General features: G+C 45.9%; 15 protein-coding genes and 16 tRNA genes. 25 read left to right on the forward strand and 6 right to left on the reverse strand.

Annotated features, from left to right (window positions below):
• The first annotated feature begins 64 nt into the window (after nucleotides 1–64).
• Nucleotides 65–1,036, forward strand: coding sequence for an elongation factor P--(R)-beta-lysine ligase (gene epmA, locus L0992_01180; protein XGB67376.1), 972 nt, complete (start codon nucleotides 65–67; stop codon nucleotides 1,034–1,036).
• 36 nt (nucleotides 1,037–1,072) lie between these two features.
• On the opposite strand, the gene L0992_01185 is transcribed toward epmA, so the two are convergent.
• The 5 genes from L0992_01185 to rsgA form a co-directional block, all read right to left on the reverse strand.
• The gene (locus L0992_01185) at nucleotides 1,073–1,960 is read right to left on the reverse strand and encodes a DMT family transporter (GenBank protein XGB67377.1); all 888 of its coding nucleotides are present in this window, start codon (nucleotides 1,958–1,960) and stop codon (nucleotides 1,073–1,075) included.
• 129 nt (nucleotides 1,961–2,089) lie between these two features.
• Nucleotides 2,090–3,970 carry a methyl-accepting chemotaxis protein gene (locus L0992_01190; protein XGB67378.1) on the reverse strand — a complete coding sequence of 627 codons (1,881 nt, stop codon included), beginning with the start codon at nucleotides 3,968–3,970 and terminating at the stop codon, nucleotides 2,090–2,092.
• A 275-nt stretch (nucleotides 3,971–4,245) separates the two neighbouring features.
• Nucleotides 4,246–5,661: an SLC13 family permease gene (locus tag L0992_01195; protein XGB67379.1), complete on the reverse strand. Its 1,416-nt coding sequence runs from the start codon at nucleotides 5,659–5,661 to the stop codon at nucleotides 4,246–4,248.
• Between the two features lie 297 nt (nucleotides 5,662–5,958).
• Nucleotides 5,959–6,870 (reverse strand): archaetidylserine decarboxylase, encoded by a 912-nt coding sequence (asd, locus tag L0992_01200; protein ID XGB67380.1) that lies wholly within the window; start codon nucleotides 6,868–6,870, stop codon nucleotides 5,959–5,961.
• 125 nt (nucleotides 6,871–6,995) lie between these two features.
• Complete coding sequence (rsgA, locus tag L0992_01205) at nucleotides 6,996–8,051, reverse strand: small ribosomal subunit biogenesis GTPase RsgA (GenBank protein ID XGB67381.1); 1,056 nt, start codon at nucleotides 8,049–8,051, stop codon at nucleotides 6,996–6,998.
• A 150-nt stretch (nucleotides 8,052–8,201) separates the two neighbouring features.
• Between rsgA and orn the strand changes: the two genes are divergently transcribed.
• The 17 genes from orn to L0992_01290 all read left to right on the forward strand — a co-directional run bounded on the left by orn (nucleotide 8,202) and on the right by L0992_01290 (nucleotide 10,765).
• On the forward strand, nucleotides 8,202–8,747 hold the full coding sequence (gene orn / locus L0992_01210) for an oligoribonuclease (protein XGB67382.1): 546 nt from the start codon (nucleotides 8,202–8,204) through the stop codon (nucleotides 8,745–8,747).
• A 180-nt stretch (nucleotides 8,748–8,927) separates the two neighbouring features.
• A tRNA-Gly gene (locus tag L0992_01215) sits at nucleotides 8,928–9,003 on the forward strand.
• 53 nt (nucleotides 9,004–9,056) lie between these two features.
• Nucleotides 9,057–9,132, forward strand: a tRNA-Gly gene (locus L0992_01220).
• A 36-nt stretch (nucleotides 9,133–9,168) separates the two neighbouring features.
• Nucleotides 9,169–9,245 (forward strand) — tRNA-Met (locus tag L0992_01225).
• A gap of 33 nt (nucleotides 9,246–9,278) precedes the next feature.
• A tRNA-Gly gene (locus tag L0992_01230) sits at nucleotides 9,279–9,354 on the forward strand.
• Between the two features lie 36 nt (nucleotides 9,355–9,390).
• Nucleotides 9,391–9,467, forward strand: a tRNA-Met gene (locus L0992_01235).
• A 33-nt stretch (nucleotides 9,468–9,500) separates the two neighbouring features.
• A tRNA-Gly gene (locus tag L0992_01240) sits at nucleotides 9,501–9,576 on the forward strand.
• Nucleotides 9,577–9,678: 102 nt separating this feature from the next.
• Nucleotides 9,679–9,755 (forward strand) — tRNA-Met (locus L0992_01245).
• A gap of 33 nt (nucleotides 9,756–9,788) precedes the next feature.
• Nucleotides 9,789–9,864: transfer RNA gene (locus tag L0992_01250), tRNA-Gly, on the forward strand.
• A 49-nt stretch (nucleotides 9,865–9,913) separates the two neighbouring features.
• A tRNA-Met gene (locus L0992_01255) sits at nucleotides 9,914–9,990 on the forward strand.
• A gap of 33 nt (nucleotides 9,991–10,023) precedes the next feature.
• Nucleotides 10,024–10,099, forward strand: a tRNA-Gly gene (locus L0992_01260).
• 36 nt (nucleotides 10,100–10,135) lie between these two features.
• A tRNA-Met gene (locus L0992_01265) sits at nucleotides 10,136–10,212 on the forward strand.
• Nucleotides 10,213–10,245: 33 nt separating this feature from the next.
• Nucleotides 10,246–10,321 (forward strand) — tRNA-Gly (locus L0992_01270).
• 36 nt (nucleotides 10,322–10,357) lie between these two features.
• A tRNA-Met gene (locus tag L0992_01275) sits at nucleotides 10,358–10,434 on the forward strand.
• A 33-nt stretch (nucleotides 10,435–10,467) separates the two neighbouring features.
• A tRNA-Gly gene (locus L0992_01280) sits at nucleotides 10,468–10,543 on the forward strand.
• A gap of 36 nt (nucleotides 10,544–10,579) precedes the next feature.
• Nucleotides 10,580–10,656 (forward strand) — tRNA-Met (locus L0992_01285).
• Nucleotides 10,657–10,689: 33 nt separating this feature from the next.
• Nucleotides 10,690–10,765 (forward strand) — tRNA-Gly (locus L0992_01290).
• Nucleotides 10,766–11,398: 633 nt separating this feature from the next.
• Here L0992_01290 and queG read toward each other — a convergent pair.
• On the reverse strand, nucleotides 11,399–12,541 hold the full coding sequence (gene queG / locus L0992_01295) for a tRNA epoxyqueuosine(34) reductase QueG (GenBank protein ID XGB67383.1): 1,143 nt from the start codon (nucleotides 12,539–12,541) through the stop codon (nucleotides 11,399–11,401).
• Nucleotides 12,542–12,752: 211 nt separating this feature from the next.
• On the opposite strand from queG, the gene tsaE reads away from it, so the two are divergent.
• The 7 genes from tsaE to hflK all read left to right on the forward strand — a co-directional run bounded on the left by tsaE (nucleotide 12,753) and on the right by hflK (nucleotide 21,328).
• Nucleotides 12,753–13,217, forward strand: a complete 465-nt coding sequence (gene tsaE / locus L0992_01300; GenBank protein XGB67384.1) for a tRNA (adenosine(37)-N6)-threonylcarbamoyltransferase complex ATPase subunit type 1 TsaE — start codon at nucleotides 12,753–12,755, stop codon at nucleotides 13,215–13,217.
• Nucleotides 13,211–14,932 carry an N-acetylmuramoyl-L-alanine amidase gene (locus L0992_01305; protein XGB67385.1) on the forward strand — a complete coding sequence of 574 codons (1,722 nt, stop codon included), beginning with the start codon at nucleotides 13,211–13,213 and terminating at the stop codon, nucleotides 14,930–14,932. Before tsaE ends, L0992_01305 begins: the two co-directional genes overlap by 7 nt.
• Nucleotides 14,933–15,035: 103 nt before the next feature.
• A complete protein-coding gene (gene mutL / locus L0992_01310) occupies nucleotides 15,036–17,213 on the forward strand; it encodes a DNA mismatch repair endonuclease MutL (GenBank protein XGB67386.1) in 2,178 nt (725 codons plus the stop codon).
• A gap of 143 nt (nucleotides 17,214–17,356) precedes the next feature.
• Nucleotides 17,357–18,289, forward strand: a complete 933-nt coding sequence (gene miaA, locus L0992_01315) for a tRNA (adenosine(37)-N6)-dimethylallyltransferase MiaA (protein ID XGB67387.1) — start codon at nucleotides 17,357–17,359, stop codon at nucleotides 18,287–18,289.
• Between the two features lie 193 nt (nucleotides 18,290–18,482).
• Nucleotides 18,483–18,746: an RNA chaperone Hfq gene (gene hfq / locus L0992_01320; GenBank protein XGB67388.1), complete on the forward strand. Its 264-nt coding sequence runs from the start codon at nucleotides 18,483–18,485 to the stop codon at nucleotides 18,744–18,746.
• A gap of 44 nt (nucleotides 18,747–18,790) precedes the next feature.
• Nucleotides 18,791–20,098 (forward strand): GTPase HflX, encoded by a 1,308-nt coding sequence (hflX, locus tag L0992_01325; GenBank protein ID XGB67389.1) that lies wholly within the window; start codon nucleotides 18,791–18,793, stop codon nucleotides 20,096–20,098.
• Between the two features lie 27 nt (nucleotides 20,099–20,125).
• On the forward strand, nucleotides 20,126–21,328 hold the full coding sequence (hflK, locus tag L0992_01330; protein ID XGB67390.1) for an FtsH protease activity modulator HflK: 1,203 nt from the start codon (nucleotides 20,126–20,128) through the stop codon (nucleotides 21,326–21,328).

Here is a 21,328-nt window from a genome sequence, read left to right on the forward strand (position 1 = left end):
CTTACAAAAGCGGCGAAAAGTGATAATTTTCGTCGCCTAGAATTCAGTGATATGGAACTTAGTAATGCACTCAACATGGCAACCTGCCGCAACCATTAAGCAGTTAAAGCAACGTGCTGATATCCTTAATCAAATCCGCCAGTTTTTTGCAGAGCGAGACGTGATGGAGGTCGATACGCCAGCCATGAGTCACGCCACGGTGACGGATGTGCATTTACATACCTTCAAAACTGAATTCGTCGGTCCGGGTTATGCGCAAGGCCAACCCCTGTTCTTTATGACAAGTCCTGAATTTCATATGAAGCGCTTGTTGGCAGCAGGAAGTGGCTGTATTTACCAAATTTGTAAGTCGTTTCGTAACGAAGAGAACGGCCGTTACCACAACCCTGAGTTCACCATGTTGGAGTGGTACCGTGTTGGTTTTGATCATCATGACCTGATGGATGAAATGGATCGGCTATTACAACAAATCTTAAAGTCAGGTGAGGCAGAACGCATGACTTACCAACAAGCCTTTATTGACGTGTTGGGTGTGTGTCCGCTTGAAGATTCGATGGATGCCCTAAAACAAGCGGCAGCGAAGCTTGGGTTAAGTGATATTGCCGATCCTGAAGAGGACCGCGACACCTTACTGCAACTGCTGTTCAGCGTGGGTGTCGAAGAAAAGATTGGCCAATCAGTGCCTTCATTTGTTTATGATTTCCCAGCTTCACAAGCGGCATTAGCTAAGATTAATCCGAGTGATTCGCGAGTGGCTGACCGCTTTGAGGTGTACTTCAAAGGTATCGAGCTGGCAAACGGGTTTCATGAGCTAGATAAGCCACAAGAGCAGCTTAAGCGTTTTGAAGACGACAATGCCAAGCGTATTGAGATGGGTTTGTCGCCTCAACCTATTGATCATCATTTGATTGAGGCGCTAAAAGCAGGCTTACCAGACTGTGCGGGTGTTGCATTGGGTATCGACAGGCTAATCATGCTGGCTTTGGGTTACGACCATATCGATGGCGTAACCGCTTTCCCGTTCCCACGTTCTTGACGTTAGTTAGCTAACAGAAGTTAGCTAGCAGAGCGATTAGCTGACAAGAATACCCGTGCCGACCACTGCAACAATGGCACCGATCCAAGCGTAGGCATTTGGCCTCTGCTTGGTGTAAAACCATAGAATTGGCAGTAACATGATAGGTGTGGTTGAAGATAATAGAGCAACCATGCCGACGTTCCCTTCTTGCAGTGCATACAAGATCAGCGTCATTCCCACTGCCATCGCGAGAAAACCGTTCACTGCGGTAATCGCGAATATTTGACCATTCATCGGATTCAGTGCGCGTGAAAGCTTAGCACCCGTTAAACGAAATGCGGAGTGGGCGACAAAGGCGGTGATCATTCGAATAGCAGAGGCGGCAACTGGGTCGATGCTGGTTTGCATTACGGGTTTGGCAATAATACCGCCCAATGCTTGGCAGATAGCCGCTGTGATTCCGAGAGCGACGCCAATCCAAACTGTGCCTTTGATGGTTTCAAGTTGGTTGTTGGCTTGTCCGCGACGACCAAAGAAGATCGCGGTTAACACTCCGCTAAACACTAACGCTGAGCCAATTAGCTCGCCAGAGGTCATACTTTCGCTAAACAGGAAGTACCCGAGGAGCGCCGAGAACATGGCGTGGCAAGAGAACAGCAAACCAGCTTGGCGCGGCCCCATGCGGTTCAGACAGGCAAATAGGGCAGTATCACCAATGAAGATACCAATCAGGCCAGACAGCATCATCGGTGTGACTAAATCTGCTTCGACAGTTGACCAGCCACCAGTAAACCAAGCCATGCTTGATAAGATGACCGCAGTGCAGCCCATGCGCCAGCGGCTATAGGCGAAAGAACCTAAGTGTTGAGCAGGCTTCACTGACATTAGGCTCGCAATGGCCCAAAGAAAAGCGGCAGCAAGAGCTAACCATTCGAATCCCATCTGAATAACATCCTTGTGTCTGGGATAAATTAGCTCATCAATATGCATCAAACCGAACTGAGAACAAAGTGATTCTTAATAAAAGAACCATGAACGTTTACAGCTCGGCTTGATGTGATTAATTACGCGTTACACTTTAAAGCGTTCCACATCTCGACGCATCGACTCAGCAGCGCTACTCATTTCATTTGAGCTATTGCGGCTGCTTTCTGCTTGTTGTGCAAGATCGTCAGAGGCATCTTTGATTCCTTGTGTATTGCGGCTGATGTCTTCGCTAACCGCGCGTTGTTCTTCGGCTGCACTCGCTATCTGCAGTGCCATATCGTTGATTTCGGTGATGGCTTGCGTGATTTTCGTGAGGCTGCCATGGGCTTGCTCTGCGAAACCAACACTGTTTTCTGCCAGTTGAGTGCTGGTGGTCATGCTTTCGACGGCATGTTCGGTATTCTTTTGCAGGGTATCAATCATCACGCGGATCTCTTCCGTTGAACCATGCGTTCTTTGGCTGAGTACTCGAACTTCGTCTGCGACAACCGCAAACCCACGACCTTGTTCACCAGCACGTGCGGCCTCAATTGCAGCATTCAATGCCAATAGATTGGTTTGTTCGGCAATGCCTTGAATAGTGGACAGGATCTGGTTGATGCTTTGTGCATTGTTTTCCAGTTCTCGGATAACATTGGCTGCGTCTTCTACTTGGCTTGCAAGGCTAGTAATCGCATCGCGGTTCTGTTGAATAACTTCTTGGCCATCATTACAAGCGGTCGCCGAAGCTTGAGATGCGGACGCAGTTAATTCCGCATGGCTTGCTACTTCGGCAGCAGTCGCTGACATCTCATGAATCGCGGTGGCAATTTGGTTGATATCGTTTTGTTGATTCTCGACTCGAATGGAGGATTGAGTGGCCAATTGGTTGGCTTTTTCTGCGTGATTATTTAAATCATGGCTGTGCTCGATAACGCCTTTCAGCATGCTTTGCATCTGACTCAAGAATTGGTTTACGAGCTCGGCAAGCTTACCAATCTCATCCATGCGTGTGATATCAATCCGCTGAGTGAGGTCACCTCTGCCTTGAGCGAGTTGAGTCAGCGCTGTAGACAGTGTTTGTAATGGAGAAAGTAGGCGGTTGATAACCACGGTACTCGCTATTGAAATGATGATGTACAAAATCAAAGAGGTCAGCGTGATGAATTGAATGGCATCGGATACTGCAGAAAACGCCATTTCTTTATCGATAACAATACCTAGCGACCAATCGGTGTTCGGGACATTGGCAATATAGACCAGTTTATCGCCTTGACCAGGCCAAGTTAGCGTAGTGATCATTTGGTCTTGGAGTAGTTGTGACACCTTGCTGGTTGTTAGTTCCGGATTCAAACTGGTCAGTGGTTTTTGACTCAAGGCTTCATCACTGTACGCCACGATGTTGTTGTTACCATCCACTAAAAATGCAAAACCATCGTTCTCGAGTTTTACATTGAGTACGGTATCAATAATGCTGGTAACGGTTAAGTCCGCCGCGAGGACGCCCTGTTTTTCACCGTTGAATGCTTTGGCAAAGCTGATGACGATACTGCCGTCAAAATCTTGATAAGGTTCGGTAATGATGAGGTCTGATGTTGCGCTGGCATCTTGATACCAAGGGCGGGTTCGTGGATCGTAGCCTGCTGGCCAATCTTCACCTTTGTCGCCATAAGCGATTGTGCCATCGCTGAACCCTGCATAAACAGACAGGAATTGCCCGGCTTGTTTGGTGATTAATAACTCGCGGTCAGAATTACTATTGCTTGAAATGGTCGATTCATTGGCAAGCATCATATCACTACGGATGGAGAGCCAATCAGCAATATAATTTGTGGTGCCAACACTGACATTTTTCATTTCTTGGTTGATCGCGATTTCAGTTTCTTGAGTGAGTTGATTAACCGATATCCAAGCTTGGGTACCACTCACAACGGCGATAATGATCGCAATGGCGATCTGAATTTTAAATTTAATAGTATGTCTCAAGGTCCATTCCTCTCTATTAGACAAAAACCTAATTACGTACTTAATGGTGAATTGACGCGTCTTTGATGCGTGTATAGTGCCGCTCTCTCAAGTGGAATAAATGTGCTTAAAATCATAAATTCTAAATATATCGATTCTACTTTTTGACAAACAGTGAAGTGGAATCACAGTTATTTATCGATTGAAAACTGATCAACCCTCCAGCTAGCGAAATTAGGACTGCTATCTGGAGGGCTGTAGTGAAAAGTTAACGTGCTAGGTGATAATAAGCCGTGTTAGGTGATAATAAACAGCGCGAGGTAGACCATTAATAAGCCTACGATACCTAAGATGATACCCATCTTCGCCATGTCTTTGCTTTCGATAAGCCCGGTTGAGTAAGCCAACGAATTGGGCGGTGTCGATACCGGAAGAATCATACCCAGTGAGGCGGAGAAGGCGACCACAACCAGCAAGCCTTGTAGACCACCAATTGCGACTAAGCTTTCCATCGATGCGCCGATCGCAGCGGCAATAGGCATCAGTAAGTTGGCCGTCGCGGTGTTCGACATGAAGTTCGCCATCAACCAACACACGATAGATAGTGTGAGAACTACAGCAGTAGGTGAGAGCGACTCATAGTCAATCGCGTGTGCTAACGCCGCCGCTAAACCTGTTTTATCCAGGCCGATACCAATCGCAATACCACCTGCAACCAACCACAACACATCCCAGTTAATCAGCTTGAGTTCTTCTTTGCCTATGATTCCAGTCAGAGTAAATACAGCCAGTGGAATGATAGAGACCACGTAGGTGTTCATGCCGTGCAGCTTGGTAGTCATCCACAACAAGATGGTCGCTGCGAAGGTGATGTAAACCACGATCGCACGCCAACTCTTTCTAAATTGCCCATTGAGTTTGAGCACCATGTTCTTCTGCTTGGAAGGAAAGATTTTCTGAAGAAGGAACCAAGCTATGGTGAGCTGGATGATCACAAAGGGTAAGCCCATCATCATCCAGCTCAGGAAGTCGATGGTGTTTTCACCTGTTAGGTATTGCAGTGCGATGGCATTGGGTGGAGTGCCGATCGGTGTCGCGATACCACCAGTATTGGCCGCGATTGGAATACACAACACGAGTGCTTTGATCCCCATATCGCCTTTGGGTGCAGATGCCACGATAGGACCGAGCAGTGCCAGCATCATAACTGTGGTAGCGGTATTCGACATGAACATCGAGAACACTGCTGTGATCAGCATTAAACCAAGCATGATGAAGCGCGGCTCTGTACCAAATGGTTTCAATAGTACTCGAGCGAGGTTGTTATCGAGTTCGTACTTAGATGCCGAGATCGCGAGTGCGAAACCACCCATGAATAGAATGATGATTGGCGATGAAAACGCACCGAAGATGTCGGTATATTTGATTAACTCACCGAGATCGTGACCTGCTGGTGGATTTCGAAATAGGTGCAGGCCTTTGTCGGAGATCATCACCAGTTCAAGTGCAATGATCAGTATCGAGGTGGCGAAAACTGGAACGGGCTCAAGCACCCAAAGTAGTGCAGCAAGCAGGAATATCGCCAGTAGGCGGTGTTGAATTAACGTTAGGTCATCGATAGGTATTGAATCTATCGGCATGAATAACACGCCTAAGGGAATCGCAAAACAAATCAACAGCTTGACCAGAACGCCAACATTGAGTTTAGGCATGTACAAAGACCCTATGAATAAAATATCTTCAAATAGAATAAGTTATCTGGTTTTTTGGTACTTGGAGACGGGTTATAAAATCGAAACATTGTTTAAGGTTTCGACAGTTGTTTTGTTTTTGGTCAATCTTTTTTCTGGGGAATTCAACGTACTGATCGTTGAGAGCAAGCTTGTCGGTAGTTAGATTGGTTGAAATCTTGAAGGGAAGTGTCTCGAACTAGATAAGAAAAAGGCGCGTTCTTCTCTAAATATAGAAAAATAACACGCCTTTAAAACTGAATGAGTTAACTCAAACTATTAAGCTTGGTCTGTGTTCTCTGCTGAATCAACAGCTTCAGTCTCAGCATCTTTACCAGCAATGTGCGCGAAAGGTGTACCTAGAACGGTCTTCTCGCCATTTTGCATAGTGTCGTCAAACTTGATTGCATCTTTCGCAAACAGGTTGATAACCGTTGAACCAAGCTTAAAGCGACCCATTTCTTCGCCTTTCTTCAAGATGATTGCTTTATCGCCTTGTGCTGGGTAATCCCATTTGTATACAGAGTTACCGCGCGGTGGAGTGATGGTGCCAGCCCATACTTGCTCGATGCTACCTACGATAGTTGCGCCAACCAGTACTTGTGCCATTGGGCCAAACTCAGTATCGAAGATACAAACGACACGCTCGTTACGTGCGAATAGGTTTGGAACGTTCTCTGCTGTTAATGGGTTAACAGAGAAAAGGTCACCCGGAACGTAGATCATCTGGCGTAGTGTGCCGTCGCATGGCATATGCACACGGTGGTAATCACTTGGAGACAAGTAAAGCGTTGCGAATTCACCGTCTTTAAACTCATCTGCTAAGGCTGCATCACCACCCAGTAGCTCGCGAGCTGAGTAATCGTGACCTTTAGCCTGAATCAGTTGGCCGTCAGTAATTGGACCAAATTGGCTTACGCGAGCATCGGCAGGGTGAACGATAACAGACTCGCCTTCAGCGATAGGGCGCATGCCTTCTTTCAATTCACGTACGAAGAATTCATTGAATGTTTTAAAGTGCTTTGGATCGCTATGCAGCGCTTCATCCATGTTCACTTTGTATTGCTTGATGAACCAGTTGATGATCGCTGTCGTTAAGCCGCCCGCTTTAGCAGACGCAAGTTTGCCGACTAGACGAGTCAGTCCATGTTGTGGAATCCAGTACTGCAATCCAACTTTAATCTTATCCATTGTATTAATTTTCCAATGCTATGTGTTGTTCAATTAAATCTGTCGATGACGCTTTAGGGCGCGAGATGTTACTTAAATTCGCGCCAATTGTCAGTAAATGCACACATTTGTTCACAAAAACGCGATTAGAGATCCGCTTTTTTGCTGCGTGAATACTGACGGTTATCTTTGTTGTTTGCCATGCTTTCAATGATGCGATGGTAGTTGTCGAAACGCAGTCGACTGATCTTTCCATCTTCAACAGCCTCGCGCAGGATACAACCCGGGTCATCATTGTGCTTACAGTCGCGGAACTTACAACCGCCAAGGTAAGGCTTGAATTCGATGAAGGCTTCAGTGATTTCGTCCGCTTCCAGGTGCCATAGGCCGAACTCACGAACCCCTGGAGAATCGATAAGGTCGCCGCCAGAAGGGAAGTGGTACAAACGCGCTGCCGTGGTTGTGTGTTGACCAAGACCTGAGTTCTCAGAGACTTCACCTTCCTCAATGTCCAGTGTTGGCATTAACGCATTCACTAGGCTTGATTTACCTACACCAGACTGACCAACAAAGATGTTGATGCGATCTTTAAGTTCAGCTTCCAGCTCTTTGATGCCGTAGCCAGACTCTTTACTCACGAACATCACTTTGTAGCCGATCTTCTCGTACTCTTTGAGTGTTTCGCGGTATTCCGCAATCTGCTCTTCAGTCAGTAAATCTACCTTGTTCAGAACAACAAGAGGCGCGATGTTGACCGTTTCAGAAGCGATCAAGTAGCGGTCGATAATATTAAGTGATAGCTCTGGTAGCACAGCCGATACGATAACCATTTGGTCAACGTTAGCCGCAACCGGTTTTAGGCCGTCGTAGTAATCAGGGCGAGTCAGCATTGAAGTTCTTGGTTCAACGGCTTCTACAACGCCAGAAATACCAGCCATGGATTCTAAGCCTGCACGCCAAGTCACTCGGTCACCAGAGACCAAAGTCTCGATACTACGGCGTAAGTTACAACGATGAACTTCGTTTGTTTCAAGATCTTCGATATCAGCATGTTGGCCAAAGCGCGTAATCACGAGTCCGCTTTTGGTTCCGCCCAGCATGTTCTCATCCCATTGGATAGAATCTTCTTTCTTGAGTCGCTTGTTCTGGTTGCTACGTACTCGACGTACCTGACCTTTGGTTAACTTCTTTTTTTTAGCCACAATTTTTCACTTAACACATCTAACTTGATGATTGGGAACTCAAACCGGGTGTTGCTGGTGCCACGTGATTTCGATGGCCCTAAAGCTAGTTTGAGTATAGTTATTTGGGTATAGTACCTCTTTTACACTTAAACAAATAGGCGACGCCTTATGTCCTTTAGCGATCAGAACCTAATTTGGGTTGATCTAGAGATGACAGGACTTGATCCTGAAACTCATAAAATCATTGAAATTGCGACTATCGTTACCGATAGTGAGCTTAACATCCTTGCTGAAGGACCTGTTTTGGCTATTCACCAACCTCAGAGTGAATTAGACAAGATGGACGAGTGGTGCACAACGACTCACACCGGCAGCGGCCTAGTGAAACGAATCCAAGAAAGCACGGTTTCAGAGCAAGATGCCATCCAACAAACGATTGAGTTTCTTGAGAAGTGGGTACCAAAAGGTAAGTCTCCAATCTGTGGCAATAGCATCGGTCAAGATCGCCGCTTCCTATACAAACACATGCCAGAATTGGAAGAGTACTTTCACTACCGTTATGTCGATGTAAGCACGCTGAAAGAGCTGACTCGTCGTTGGAAGCCTGAAGTGTTAGACGGTTTTTCAAAGTCTGGAAGTCACCTAGCATTGGATGATATTCGAGAGTCGATCGCAGAGCTGCAGTACTACCGAAAAACGATTATTAACATCTAGTCGGATAAAATGATCACGTTTATCTAACTTTTCAGGGACATAAGAGCTGATTTTTTTGCAAATCTGTGTGCTTTTACAGCAGTTGAGTAAAAAGTTTCGTAATTTTGCATTAAGGACTTGCATCACAAAAAAATGCTCTTATAATTCGCAGCCCTGAACGGCGAAAGACGTTTTCAGATTGCGATACTAGCTCAGTTGGTAGAGCGCAACCTTGCCAAGGTTGAGGTCATCGGTTCGAACCCGATGTATCGCTCCAATTTGTAGGTTATGGTGAAAGCGGTAATCGAAAGGTGAAAGACCTTTTATAATGCGATACTAGCTCAGTTGGTAGAGCGCAACCTTGCCAAGGTTGAGGTCATCGGTTCGAACCCGATGTATCGCTCCAAATTAAAGAATCATCAACTTAAATGATGCATCCGGACGCGGGATGGAGCAGCTTGGTAGCTCGTCGGGCTCATAACCCGAAGGTCGTCGGTTCAAATCCGGCTCCCGCAACCACATTACAGTTAAACGCGACAGCGGTTAACTTATGCGATACTAGCTCAGTTGGTAGAGCGCAACCTTGCCAAGGTTGAGGTCATCGGTTCGAACCCGATGTATCGCTCCAATTTAAAGCCTCATTGTCTTAAACAATGCATCCGGACGCGGGATGGAGCAGCTTGGTAGCTCGTCGGGCTCATAACCCGAAGGTCGTCGGTTCAAATCCGGCTCCCGCAACCACATTACAGTTAAGCGCGATAGCGATTAACTCATGCGATACTAGCTCAGTTGGTAGAGCGCAACCTTGCCAAGGTTGAGGTCATCGGTTCGAACCCGATGTATCGCTCCACTTTTATTCGAACAAGAAGTCATATTCTTAGAAGTCATCTCCTAGAGAAAGTACTCAGAATGAAAATGGTTTAGTTTCATTGTCTTAAACAATGCATCCGGACGCGGGATGGAGCAGCTTGGTAGCTCGTCGGGCTCATAACCCGAAGGTCGTCGGTTCAAATCCGGCTCCCGCAACCACATTACAGTTAAACGCAACAGCGGTTAACTTATGCGATACTAGCTCAGTTGGTAGAGCGCAACCTTGCCAAGGTTGAGGTCATCGGTTCGAACCCGATGTATCGCTCCAAATTAGTCTCCTAGAGACAAGACTCATTGACTTAAACAATGCATCCGGACGCGGGATGGAGCAGCTTGGTAGCTCGTCGGGCTCATAACCCGAAGGTCGTCGGTTCAAATCCGGCTCCCGCAACCACATTACAGTTAAACGCGCTAGCGGTTAACTCATGCGATACTAGCTCAGTTGGTAGAGCGCAACCTTGCCAAGGTTGAGGTCATCGGTTCGAACCCGATGTATCGCTCCAATTTAAAGCCTCATTGTCTTAAACAATGCATCCGGACGCGGGATGGAGCAGCTTGGTAGCTCGTCGGGCTCATAACCCGAAGGTCGTCGGTTCAAATCCGGCTCCCGCAACCACATTACAGTTAAACGCGCTAGCGGTTAACTCATGCGATACTAGCTCAGTTGGTAGAGCGCAACCTTGCCAAGGTTGAGGTCATCGGTTCGAACCCGATGTATCGCTCCAATTTAAAGCCTCATTGTCTTAAACAATGCATCCGGACGCGGGATGGAGCAGCTTGGTAGCTCGTCGGGCTCATAACCCGAAGGTCGTCGGTTCAAATCCGGCTCCCGCAACCACATTACAGTTAAACGCGACAGCGGTTAACTTATGCGATACTAGCTCAGTTGGTAGAGCGCAACCTTGCCAAGGTTGAGGTCATCGGTTCGAACCCGATGTATCGCTCCAATTTAAAGTGTCATTGACTTAAACAATGCATCCGGACGCGGGATGGAGCAGCTTGGTAGCTCGTCGGGCTCATAACCCGAAGGTCGTCGGTTCAAATCCGGCTCCCGCAACCACATTACAGTTAAACGCGACAGCGGTTAACTTATGCGATACTAGCTCAGTTGGTAGAGCGCAACCTTGCCAAGGTTGAGGTCATCGGTTCGAACCCGATGTATCGCTCCAGCTTTCTTCTAAAAAAGCTAATAAGATACTTTAAACCACCGTGTTTTTCTTTAGATCACAGAGTTTAAAGGCGACCTTAAAGGTCACGCTCTTTCTTTAATGCTGCGAAGCATAATCCCCCAAAAAAGCAAATAATCCTCCATTATGGTGGATATTTTTTTGTCTTAAATTTTTCTTAGCAACTGGAATGCTAGTAAACATCAGGTCTCTGAAGCAGATACTTGAGGTTTTTCACATCTATAAACAGACTTATCCACAAATAGTTCGATGTGGATAACTTGGTTGATAAAGTTATTTCAGGCTTAATTCTTTATATATCTCAAAAAGATCTTTCTTGTTTTCAATATATTAGCTGAATTGTGGTGTCGGTAACTTGCTGTTTTTTATAAGGTTAGCTGTGCATCTTCAATTTGATAAAAGATCGTTAACTTGTTGTTTTTTGATCTTAATCATTTATCAGCACTGTGTTTAACTTTGTGCGGGTGTCGGAAGTTTACGAGAGATCTGAATTTTTTCCACATTGTTAAAATTGAGAACAAGGTCAAACATTGTTCTAAAATTATGTGCAACGGGTTGTCTTAAATATTGGACTGCTGATGTGGTGTAACGAGACAATCCTTGATACTTAAAGGGCTAGGCATCTCTTGGAAGGCCTTTCTCAACAATACGTATCAATCTGTGCTTTTTCGTGGCGATTTTGCTGCTGCCTTCTTGCACGCTATTTGAGTTGGGTAACTGCTGTAGTTGTTTTTGCAAAGCCCACTCAATGTGCACATCCAATAAGTCACTTTCCCCTCGATGAGACTCAAGCGTTTCAACAATACGTTGTTGGAATGGTGCATTGCCCATCGCGACAAAAATATTGCGCAACCACTGAGTATGGCCAATGCGTCTTATTGCTGAACCTTCCATTTTCTTCAGAAAGGTTGCTTCGTCCCAACTTGCAAGGGAGACGAGATCAGCCTCTTGGAAATCTTCTCTGCGGTGAAAGTCAGTTTGCTCTGTGATATCAGCTTCACGGTTCCACGGGCAAACTAATTGGCAATCATCGCAACCGTAGATACGGTTTCCTATCGCGTCTCTAAATTCTTCAGGGATCACGCCATCATATTCGATGGTTAAGTATGAGATACATTTGCGCGCATCCACAACGCCATCAGCAATAATAGCCCCTGTAGGACAAGAGGTGATACATGCGGTGCATTTACCACACTGGTCAACACTAGGCTGATCGACCGGAAGAGGGATGTTAACCAGTAGCTCTCCTAAGAAGAACCAAGACCCAGCGTCTTTATCGAGAATAAGCGAGTGTTTACCTGTCCAACCAAGCCCTGCTTTTTGAGCAAGTGGTCTTTCCAAGATAGGCGCTGAATCCACAAAAGGGCGTGAGTCTAAACCTTCGACTTCTTTTTCTATTCTTTGTCCCAGCTTTTTCAACTGGTTACGGAACAATTTGTGATAATCGCGGCCTAAAGAGTAGCGGCTGATATAGCCTTGAGTGGTATCGCTTAGGTTAGAGGCAAATTGAGCTTCTGGTGGTAGGTAGTTCATTCGGGCGCTGATCACTCGAATGGTGCCAGGGTGAAGCTCATCAGGACGTGCTCGCATCATTCCATGTCGAGCCATCCAATCCATTTCGCCGTGATTACCCGCATCTAGCCATGCTTGAAGAGGAGCTTCGTGTTCACGTAAATCAACATCGCAGATGCCAACTTTTTGAAAGCCTAACTCTTTTCCCCAAATTTTAATTTTTTCAGCAAGATGGTCTAGGTTCATGGCTTGATTCTTATCGATTAAAATTAGGTTCGGCAAAAATGGGGGCGGATCTTAACGGATCTTAGTGGTATTGACCAGAACAGACGTGTTTTGATCAGTATTTTTCATAGAACTTACACTTGAGTGCTTGTCTCCCAAAAGCATCACGGTTTACTATTCTTGTTCTTTTGATTTTTATATAGTCAACGATCGATTTTTAGAGAACGTATTCATGAGCACTAAACAATTTACTTTGAAAGATGAACAAGCAACGATTCAACTAGGAACGGAGCTTTCTAATCTTTGCTCACAGCAGACGACTATTTATCTGCATGGTGATCTTGGCGCAGGTAAAACGACGTTCAGTCGTGGCTTTGTAAAAGCACTTGGCCATCAAGGAAATGTAAAGAGCCCAACGTATACTCTAGTTGAACCTTATCAACTTGTAGATTGGCAGGTGTATCACTTCGACCTATATCGCCTAGCCGATCCTGAAGAACTAGAGTTCATGGGGATTCGTGATTACTTTACTCCGGACGCGATCTGTTTGGTTGAATGGCCTGAAAAAGGCTATGGCATGCTACCAGAAGCGGACATGGATATTGATATTCGTTACCAAGACGATCACCGTATTGTTTCTTTAACCGCTAATAGTGAATACGGACAGCGCTTACTTAGTCAGTTGGAGTTATGTTGATTTCTAAACGCCTTTTTTCAACAGTAGCCATGATGGCTGCTGTTTTCTCTTTATTGTTTTCATCACTTGTTTCTGCGAATTCACTGAAAGGTTTGAGGGTTTGGCCTTCACCTGAAGAAACTCGTGTGGTTATCGATCTCAAGTCAGAAGTCGACTTTAGCTATTTCACCCTGAGTAGCCCAAGTCGCTTAGTCGTCGATCTAAAAAATACTGAGTTAGCAACCAAGCTGCCTGTTGTGGTGAAAGATAGCCCTGTGCTATCGAAAGTTCGTAAGAGCTCTCCACCACAGAAAGGGACGTATCGTTTAGTTTTTGAATTAAAGAAATCTTCTAATGCTGAGCTCTTTAAGCTGAGCCCAACACCGGGTGGTCAATATGGTCACCGCTTAGTCATCGATCTCCCTCATGGTGCGAAGAGTAAGAGCAAACCAGCTACAACGCCGAGCAAGCCGACCGTAAGCAAAGACATTAATCAGGTTAAGCGTCAGAAAGACATTTTGATCGTGATTGATCCTGGCCACGGTGGTGAAGACCCGGGTTCGATTGGTCCGACGCGTAAATATGAAAAAGACGCGACTCTCAGCATTTCTAAAAAGCTCGCGGCACATCTCAATGCAGTGCCGGGAATAAAGACACGCTTAACACGTAATGCCGATTACTTTGTAAACCTGAACCGACGCGTTGCGATTGCTCGTGAGAATGAAGCTCACTTGATGATCTCTATTCACGCCGATGCTTTCACGACGCCTCAACCAAGAGGTGGTTCGGTGTTTGTATTGAATACTCGACGTGCAAATACAGAGATCTCTCGCTGGATTGAGAACAAAGAGAAGCAGTCTGAACTGCTAGGTGGTAGCGGTGCTGCGTTCACAGGCAATATTGATGATAAGAACGTAAACCAAACCTTATTGGATTTGCAGTTCAGTCACTCGCAAAAAGAAGGTTATAAGCTGGCAACGGCAATTCTTTCTGAAATGGGCAAGGTTGCTAAGCTACACAACAGCAAGCCGATCAACACCAGTTTGGCCGTGCTGCGCTCACCACAAATACCATCAGTACTAGTCGAAACTGGCTTTATTTCGAATCCGACGGAAGAGAAGCTGCTTTTCCAACGTTCGCACCAAGACAAATTAGCGCGTGCTGTAACCAAAGCCGTAGTGAAGTATTTGAAAGCTAACCCACCTGAAGGGATTATCTTGTCGAATGCGACATCATCAACGGGTAGTGTAAGCCAGCATAAAGTGTCTCGCGGCGAATCTTTATCGGTGATTGCGAGCAAATATGGCACATCAACACAGGCCTTGATGAAACTGAACAATCTGAAATCAAGCAGCCTAGCGATCGGTCAAGTGCTTAAGATTCCGGGCAGCGCTTCAAGTTCATCATCGAGCAGTGCTGTTAAAACGAAAACTATCACTCACACGGTTAAGTCTGGAGAGTACCTAGGCAAGATAGCCAACCGCTACAAAGTATCGGTGGCAGATATCAAACGTGAGAACCGCTTGAAATCAGAGACGGTGAGAGTGGGCCAAAAGTTACGTATTACGGTTGAAGTGAAAGATGTCCCTCTGCGCAAACATAAAGTCGCAAGAGGCGATTACCTTGGCAAGATTGCGTCGAAATATGGCGTGAGCGTTAACAGTATTCGCCAAGCGAACAAGTTACGCTCTGATGAATTGGCGATAGGCCAAATTCTGATTATTCCGCATAAATAATTTTGGCAACAACTCAGTGACTTCAAGCGTGAGAATACTAACTTAGAAGTGCGAACATAAGCGTAAAAGCGTTTTCATCAATGGCAGTAAGGTAGCAATTAATATGACGATCAAAATACTGCCAGCTCGCTTAGCGAACCAAATCGCAGCGGGTGAAGTGGTAGAAAGGCCAGCCTCTGTTGTAAAAGAGCTGGTTGAGAACAGTTTAGATTCTGGTGCGACACGTATCGATATTGATATCGAGAAAGGTGGCGCCAAGATGATCCGCGTTCGTGACAACGGTAAGGGCATCGTTAAAGATGAGCTTGCCTTGGCACTGAGTCGTCATGCTACCTCCAAAATCCATACTCTTGATGACCTAGAGGCAATCGTCAGTCTAGGCTTTCGTGGTGAAGCGCTGGCGAGTATCAGCTCTGTTGCGCGCTTAACTATGACTTCACGCCCTGCGACTCAAGATCAAGCGTGGGCTGCACACAGTGAAGGCCGAGATATGCAGGTGAAACTGCAGCCAGCGGCGCATCCCATTGGTACCTCTGTTGAAGTGTTGGATTTGTTCTTCAACACTCCCGCTCGTCGTAAGTTCTTACGCACCGAGAAAACCGAATTCACGCATATTGATGAGCTGTTGAAACGTATCGCACTGAGCCGTTTTGATGTGACGATCAACCTTCGTCATAACGGTAAAATGATTCGTCAGTATCGTGCGGCAAAAACCGATATTCAGGCTGAGAAGCGCATCGCTGCAGTGTGTGGTAATGCGTTTGTTCGTCACATGCTCAAGATTGAACTTGAACATCAAGGGTTAAAACTTCATGGCTGGATCACTACGCCTGAAGGCGCAAGACAGCAAAGCGACCTGCAATACTGTTATGTGAATGGCCGTATGATGCGTGACAAACTGATCAATCATGCGATTCGTCAAAGTTACGAAACCAGCCTGCGTCCAGACCAATTCGCAACGTATGTGTTGTTCATTGAGTTGGACCCACATCAAGTCGATGTGAATGTTCATCCTGCTAAACATGAAGTGCGTTTCCATCAAGCGCGCCTTGTGCATGACTTTATTTATCAAGCATTGAGTGATGGCTTAGCGCAGAGCAAGCAGATAGATGCTGCACCTATCAATCAGTCTGCTTTCCACCAATCGGAAGCGTCGAATTATCAACAAGATGGTTCGATAGCTGACATAGATAATAGTGCGGGCTTTTCTGAGCCAGTAAACAGCACACCGACTAACTCGGATGATACACAGGTCTCAGATAGGGAGCGACATGCCATTGAGCAAACGCCAGCCTACCCGAGAAAAATCGAATCTGAGCAGGTTTATGACAAGCCTCAACACAGCGTTAATGATGGCGGGCGACACTATGCTGCATCAGCTAGACCAAGCTCATCAATCAGTCCAAGTTCATCAACAGGCCGAAGCTCGTCTGCTAGTGAAAGCAGCTTTACAGGATCGCCTCGCCAAGAGTGGATAGAGTCTCGACCTGCACCGAAGAAAGAAAAAGAACCACACCAACATCATGCTGAGCCAGCGCCCTCAAAGCGCGAGGTTAAGGCCTATAAAGAGCTTTTAAAAACGCCAGACTTTGATGAGCGTACTGTGGCCCTCACCCCTCCTCAAGAACAAGTGACACAAATAGCGCCAACAGAAGTAGAGGTGGTTCAACAGAAACCAGTTAGCTCGAAGCCAAGAACACCTGTGACGGATTTAGGGAAAGCGGTCTCGATTGTTGAGCGTCAGTATCTCGTGATGGGCAACAAGAATGGCTGTGTTTTGGTTTCCTTAGCTAAGGCTGAATTATTGCGTGTTGTTGGTCAGCTTGATACTCGGGGTGGCGCGTTAAAAAGCCAACCGTTATTGGTTCCGTTATCTATCAAGCTTGGTAGCGAGTTGGTTGAGGTGGCGAAGGCGCTGAGCCCAACATTGGCATTGCTGGGTATTGAGCTTAGAGCTCGAAACAGTGAAGCTGTGATGGTGATGGGTGTGCCGTCTCCTTTGAGGCAGCAAAACTTACAAATTCTGATCCCAGATCTGTTATCGTACGCGGCTTCAATAAATGCCCAAAGTGCAGTGAAGCAGTCTAACGACCTGTTGCCATCCTTGGTTAACTGGATCGGGATTCAAACCGCACAAGTAAAAAGCGACTACACTTTATCTGAAGCGGTTCAATTAGTTGGGGAACTTGAACAACTTTGGCATGGTCTACTTCCATTAGATGATCCAGAGTTTGTTAATCCTATCGACTTTTCAGCGACTATTGCGGCATTTATGGCTTAGTTTACGAGTACATTAAGCTTATTTACGGCTTAGGCTGTTTGTGATTCAACTTTTGGCGATGACATTCCTTCTTAACAGAATGTCTCGCGACATAAAGCCCTTTGCTATAAAGCGCTATAACAGAGAAACAAATACTAAATATCATGACTGAAAAATTACCTTTAGCGTTGTTTTTAATGGGCCCAACGGCATCAGGCAAAACAGATTTAGCTATCCGCTTACGTCAGAAATACCCAGTAGAGATTATCAGTGTCGATTCGGCATTGATCTACAAAGACATGGATATCGGCACCGCTAAACCGGATGCGGAAGAGCTTGCGCTCGCGCCTCATCGCTTGATTGATATCCTTGATCCAAGCGAAGCGTACTCTGCGGCAGATTTTCGTCGTGATGCGATCAATGAAATGAATGCAATTGTAGCGGAAGGCAAAATTCCGCTGCTTGTTGGTGGAACCATGCTTTACTACAAGGCATTGTTGGAAGGTTTATCGCCATTACCCGCAGCGGATCAAGAGATTCGTAAGCAGATTGAAGCGGAATCTATCGAGCAAGGTTGGCAGGCTCTGCATGATCAATTAAGAGAGATAGATCCCGTATCCGCTGAAAGAATACACCCAAATGATCCACAAAGGCTTTCAAGGGCATTGGAAGTTTATCGAATTTCGGGTAAAACATTAACTGAGCTAACTCAAACGAAAGGCGATAGCCTGCCATTTCGTGTAAAACAATTTGCTATAGCTCCCAAGGAAAGGACTGAACTCCATCGCCGCATTGAGCTGCGTTTCGAGAAGATGATAGAAGCGGGTTTTGAAGAGGAAATGAAGGCGTTGTACGCCAGAGAAGATCTTCACCCTGAGCTACCATCGATCCGATGCGTTGGTTATAGGCAGATGTGGGATTATTTAGACGGTAATTGTGATTTAGACGAAGCGGTTTTCCGTGGTGTCTGTGCAACCCGTCAGTTGGCCAAGCGACAGATCACCTGGTTGCGCAGCTGGGATGATTTAACTTGGTTAGATAGCGAAAACATTGAACAAGCGTTAGAAACTCTTTCAGATGCAATAGCATCTGATTAGTATTGCTGTGTATAATGTGATCGCTTTTGCGTGAATATACTCTGGAAAGGATCCGTTATTGAGGCTTTTAAAAAATCACAGCCTTTCAATAACAACGGAGTTTTTTTATTCATTTAGCTCAGATGCAAAGGCCGCACCTTTTTGTGCACCACTAGCTAAATAATTACAACAAAATACAAATAAGGAAAATAAAATGGCTAAGGGGCAATCGCTACAAGACCCATTCCTAAATGCACTCCGTCGTGAGCGCATTCCAGTCTCTATCTATCTTGTTAACGGCATTAAGCTGCAAGGTCAGATCGAGTCTTTCGATCAATTCGTGATCTTATTGAAGAACACTGTAAACCAAATGGTTTACAAGCATGCGATTTCTACTGTGGTACCTGCACGTGCAGTAAGTCACCACAGCGGCGAGCAACGCACGCCATCTGATCGTCCAGAGAAGACTGAAGATTAATAGTTCAATTGATACAGCTTGCGCTGTAATAAGGAGTTGGTTGCTTGTTTGACCGTTATGAATCCGGCGAGCGAGCCGTACTTGTTCATATCAACTTCACGCAAGAGGGAGAATGGGAAGACCTGAGCGAATGTGAAATGCTGGTCTCCTCAGCGGGGGTAGAAACGCTACAAGTGATTACTGGTAGCCGACAATCCCCACTCCCTAAATACTACGTTGGAGAAGGTAAAGCCCTAGAAATCGCACAAGCTGTTCAGCTAACCGGTGCTGAAATTGTGATTTTTAACCACTCCCTCTCTCCTGCCCAAGAGCGAAACCTCGAGCAATTGTGTAAATGTCGTGTGATTGATCGCACGGGTTTGATCTTAGATATCTTTGCACAACGTGCACGAACTCATGAAGGTAAGCTACAAGTTGAGCTCGCTCAGCTTCGTCATATCTCTACTCGATTGATTCGTGGTTGGACTCACCTTGAAAGGCAGAAAGGTGGTATTGGTCTTCGCGGTCCAGGTGAAACTCAACTGGAAACCGATCGACGTTTGTTGCGTGACCGTATAAAGGCAATATTGCGTCGTTTAGCGAAAGTAGCTAAACAGCGTGAACAAGGACGACGTGCTCGTAATCGAGCTGAAATCCCAACAATTTCTTTGGTTGGTTATACCAACGCAGGGAAATCAACACTTTTCAATCGAATCACTAGTGCAGGTGTTTATGCTGCAGACCAACTGTTTGCAACCCTAGACCCAACACTACGTAAGATTGATTTGGCAGATGTCGGGCCTGCAATTCTCGCAGATACCGTAGGTTTTATCCGTCATCTACCACACGACTTGGTCGCTGCGTTCAAGGCTACGTTACAAGAGACGCAGGAAGCTGACATTTTGTTACATGTTGTTGATGCCAGTGACGACCGCTTTCGTGAGAACATTCAGGCGGTTCATGAAGTATTAGAAGAAATCGATGCTCATGAAGTGCCAACCCTTGTAGTCATGAATAAGATTGACTGCATGGAAGACCAAAAACCTCGAATTGAAAGAGACGAAGAGGGCGCACCTCGCGCTGTTTGGGTTTCTGCAATGGAAGGAGAAGGTATTGAACTGCTGTTCGAAGCTTTAACTGAGCGTTTAGCTAGCCAGATGGTTCAATTCCGGTTGTGTATTCCACATCAACATCAGGGCCGTATTCGCAGCTTATTCTTCGAGATGAAATGTATTCAACAGGAAGAGTATGATGAAAATGGTAACTTGTTGATAGATATCCGAATGCAACAAATAGATTGGTCTAAACTTGAAAAAAGAGAAGGGGCGCTCTTAGGTGACTTTATCGTTACCAAAGAGACTGCTACAGTATAACGTCATATCAAATGATGGAGCTTTCTAATGGCGTGGAATGAGCCTGGAAATAATAACAACGGCGATAATAACGGCCGCGATAATGACCCTTGGGGTAATAAAAATAATCGCGGCGGCCGAGATCAAGGACCGCCAGATCTAGACGAAGTGTTTAGTAAACTAAGTCAAAAGTTAGGTGGCAAGTTTGGTAAAAAAGGTGGCAACGGTAACGGACCATCTATCGGTGGTGGCGGTGCAATTGGCTTTGGTGTCATTGCCGTTATCGCGATTGCTATCTGGTTCTTCGCGGGTTTCTACACCGTTGGTGAAGCAGAAAGAGCAGTAGTACTTCGACTGGGTCAGTTCGACCGTATCGAAGAACCTGGTCTTAACTGGCACCCACGCTTCATCGATGAAATCAGTGATGAGCAGCTAGTAAACGTTCAAGCGATTCGTTCTCTACGTGCGTCAGGCACCATGCTGACTAAAGACGAAAACGTTGTGACCGTTGAAATGGGTGTTCAATACCGTGTTTCTGACCCATACAAGTACTTGTATCGTGTAACGAATGCGGACGACAGTTTACGCCAAGCGACAGATTCTGCGCTTCGTGCAGTAATTGGTGACTCACTAATGGATAGTATCCTGACAAGTGGTCGTCAACAGATTCGTCAAAGCACTCAAGAAACGCTAAACCGTATTATCGATAGCTACGATATGGGTATTCTTATTGTTGACGTGAACTTCCAGTCAGCACGTCCACCTGAGCAAGTTAAAGATGCATTTGATGATGCAATCGCGGCTCGTGAGGATGAAGAGCGTTTCGAACGTGAAGCTGAAGCATACCGAAATGACATTCTTCCAAAAGCAACAGGTCGTGCTGAGCGTTTGAAGAAAGAAGCGGTGGGTTACTCAGAGCGCACAGTTAATGGTGCTCTAGGTCAAGTTGCTCAATTCGAGAAGCTGCTACCTGAATACCAAGCAGCTCCTGAAGTAACACGTAACCGTATGTACCTTGATACAATGGAAAAAGTGTACTCAAGCACATCGAAAGTCCTGATTGATTCTGAATCAAGCGGTAACTTGCTATACCTACCAATTGATAAGCTAGGCGCACAAGGTGGTTCTCAGTCGGGTACTCGCCCTGCAAAAGCATCATCAACTTACGATCAAATTGAGTTAGAAACTCAAGCGGATCCTAAGCCTAGCACTCAAACTCGTTCAGACAGTTCACGCCAAGGGAGATACTAA

The organism is Vibrio pomeroyi, assembly GCA_041879425.1.
Classification (GTDB): domain Bacteria; phylum Pseudomonadota; class Gammaproteobacteria; order Enterobacterales; family Vibrionaceae; genus Vibrio; species Vibrio pomeroyi_A.

What these genes read in the sequence shown, in the direction of transcription:
- orn (XGB67382.1), top strand. Translation starts at nt 8,202, where the DNA reads ATGTCCTTTAGCGATCAGAACCTAATTTGGGTTGATCTAGAGATGACA.
- L0992_01305 (XGB67385.1), top strand. Translation starts at nt 13,211, where the DNA reads ATGTTGATTTCTAAACGCCTTTTTTCAACAGTAGCCATGATGGCTGCT.
- L0992_01185 (XGB67377.1), bottom strand. Translation starts at nt 1,960, where the DNA reads ATGGGATTCGAATGGTTAGCTCTTGCTGCCGCTTTTCTTTGGGCCATT.
- tsaE (XGB67384.1), top strand. Translation starts at nt 12,753, where the DNA reads ATGAGCACTAAACAATTTACTTTGAAAGATGAACAAGCAACGATTCAA.
- asd (XGB67380.1), bottom strand. Translation starts at nt 6,870, where the DNA reads ATGGATAAGATTAAAGTTGGATTGCAGTACTGGATTCCACAACATGGA.
- hflK (XGB67390.1), top strand. Translation starts at nt 20,126, where the DNA reads ATGGCGTGGAATGAGCCTGGAAATAATAACAACGGCGATAATAACGGC.
- hfq (XGB67388.1), top strand. Translation starts at nt 18,483, where the DNA reads ATGGCTAAGGGGCAATCGCTACAAGACCCATTCCTAAATGCACTCCGT.
- L0992_01195 (XGB67379.1), bottom strand. Translation starts at nt 5,661, where the DNA reads ATGCCTAAACTCAATGTTGGCGTTCTGGTCAAGCTGTTGATTTGTTTT.
- miaA (XGB67387.1), top strand. Translation starts at nt 17,357, where the DNA reads ATGACTGAAAAATTACCTTTAGCGTTGTTTTTAATGGGCCCAACGGCA.
- mutL (XGB67386.1), top strand. Translation starts at nt 15,036, where the DNA reads ATGACGATCAAAATACTGCCAGCTCGCTTAGCGAACCAAATCGCAGCG.
- queG (XGB67383.1), bottom strand. Translation starts at nt 12,541, where the DNA reads ATGAACCTAGACCATCTTGCTGAAAAAATTAAAATTTGGGGAAAAGAG.
- epmA (XGB67376.1), top strand. Translation starts at nt 65, where the DNA reads ATGCACTCAACATGGCAACCTGCCGCAACCATTAAGCAGTTAAAGCAA.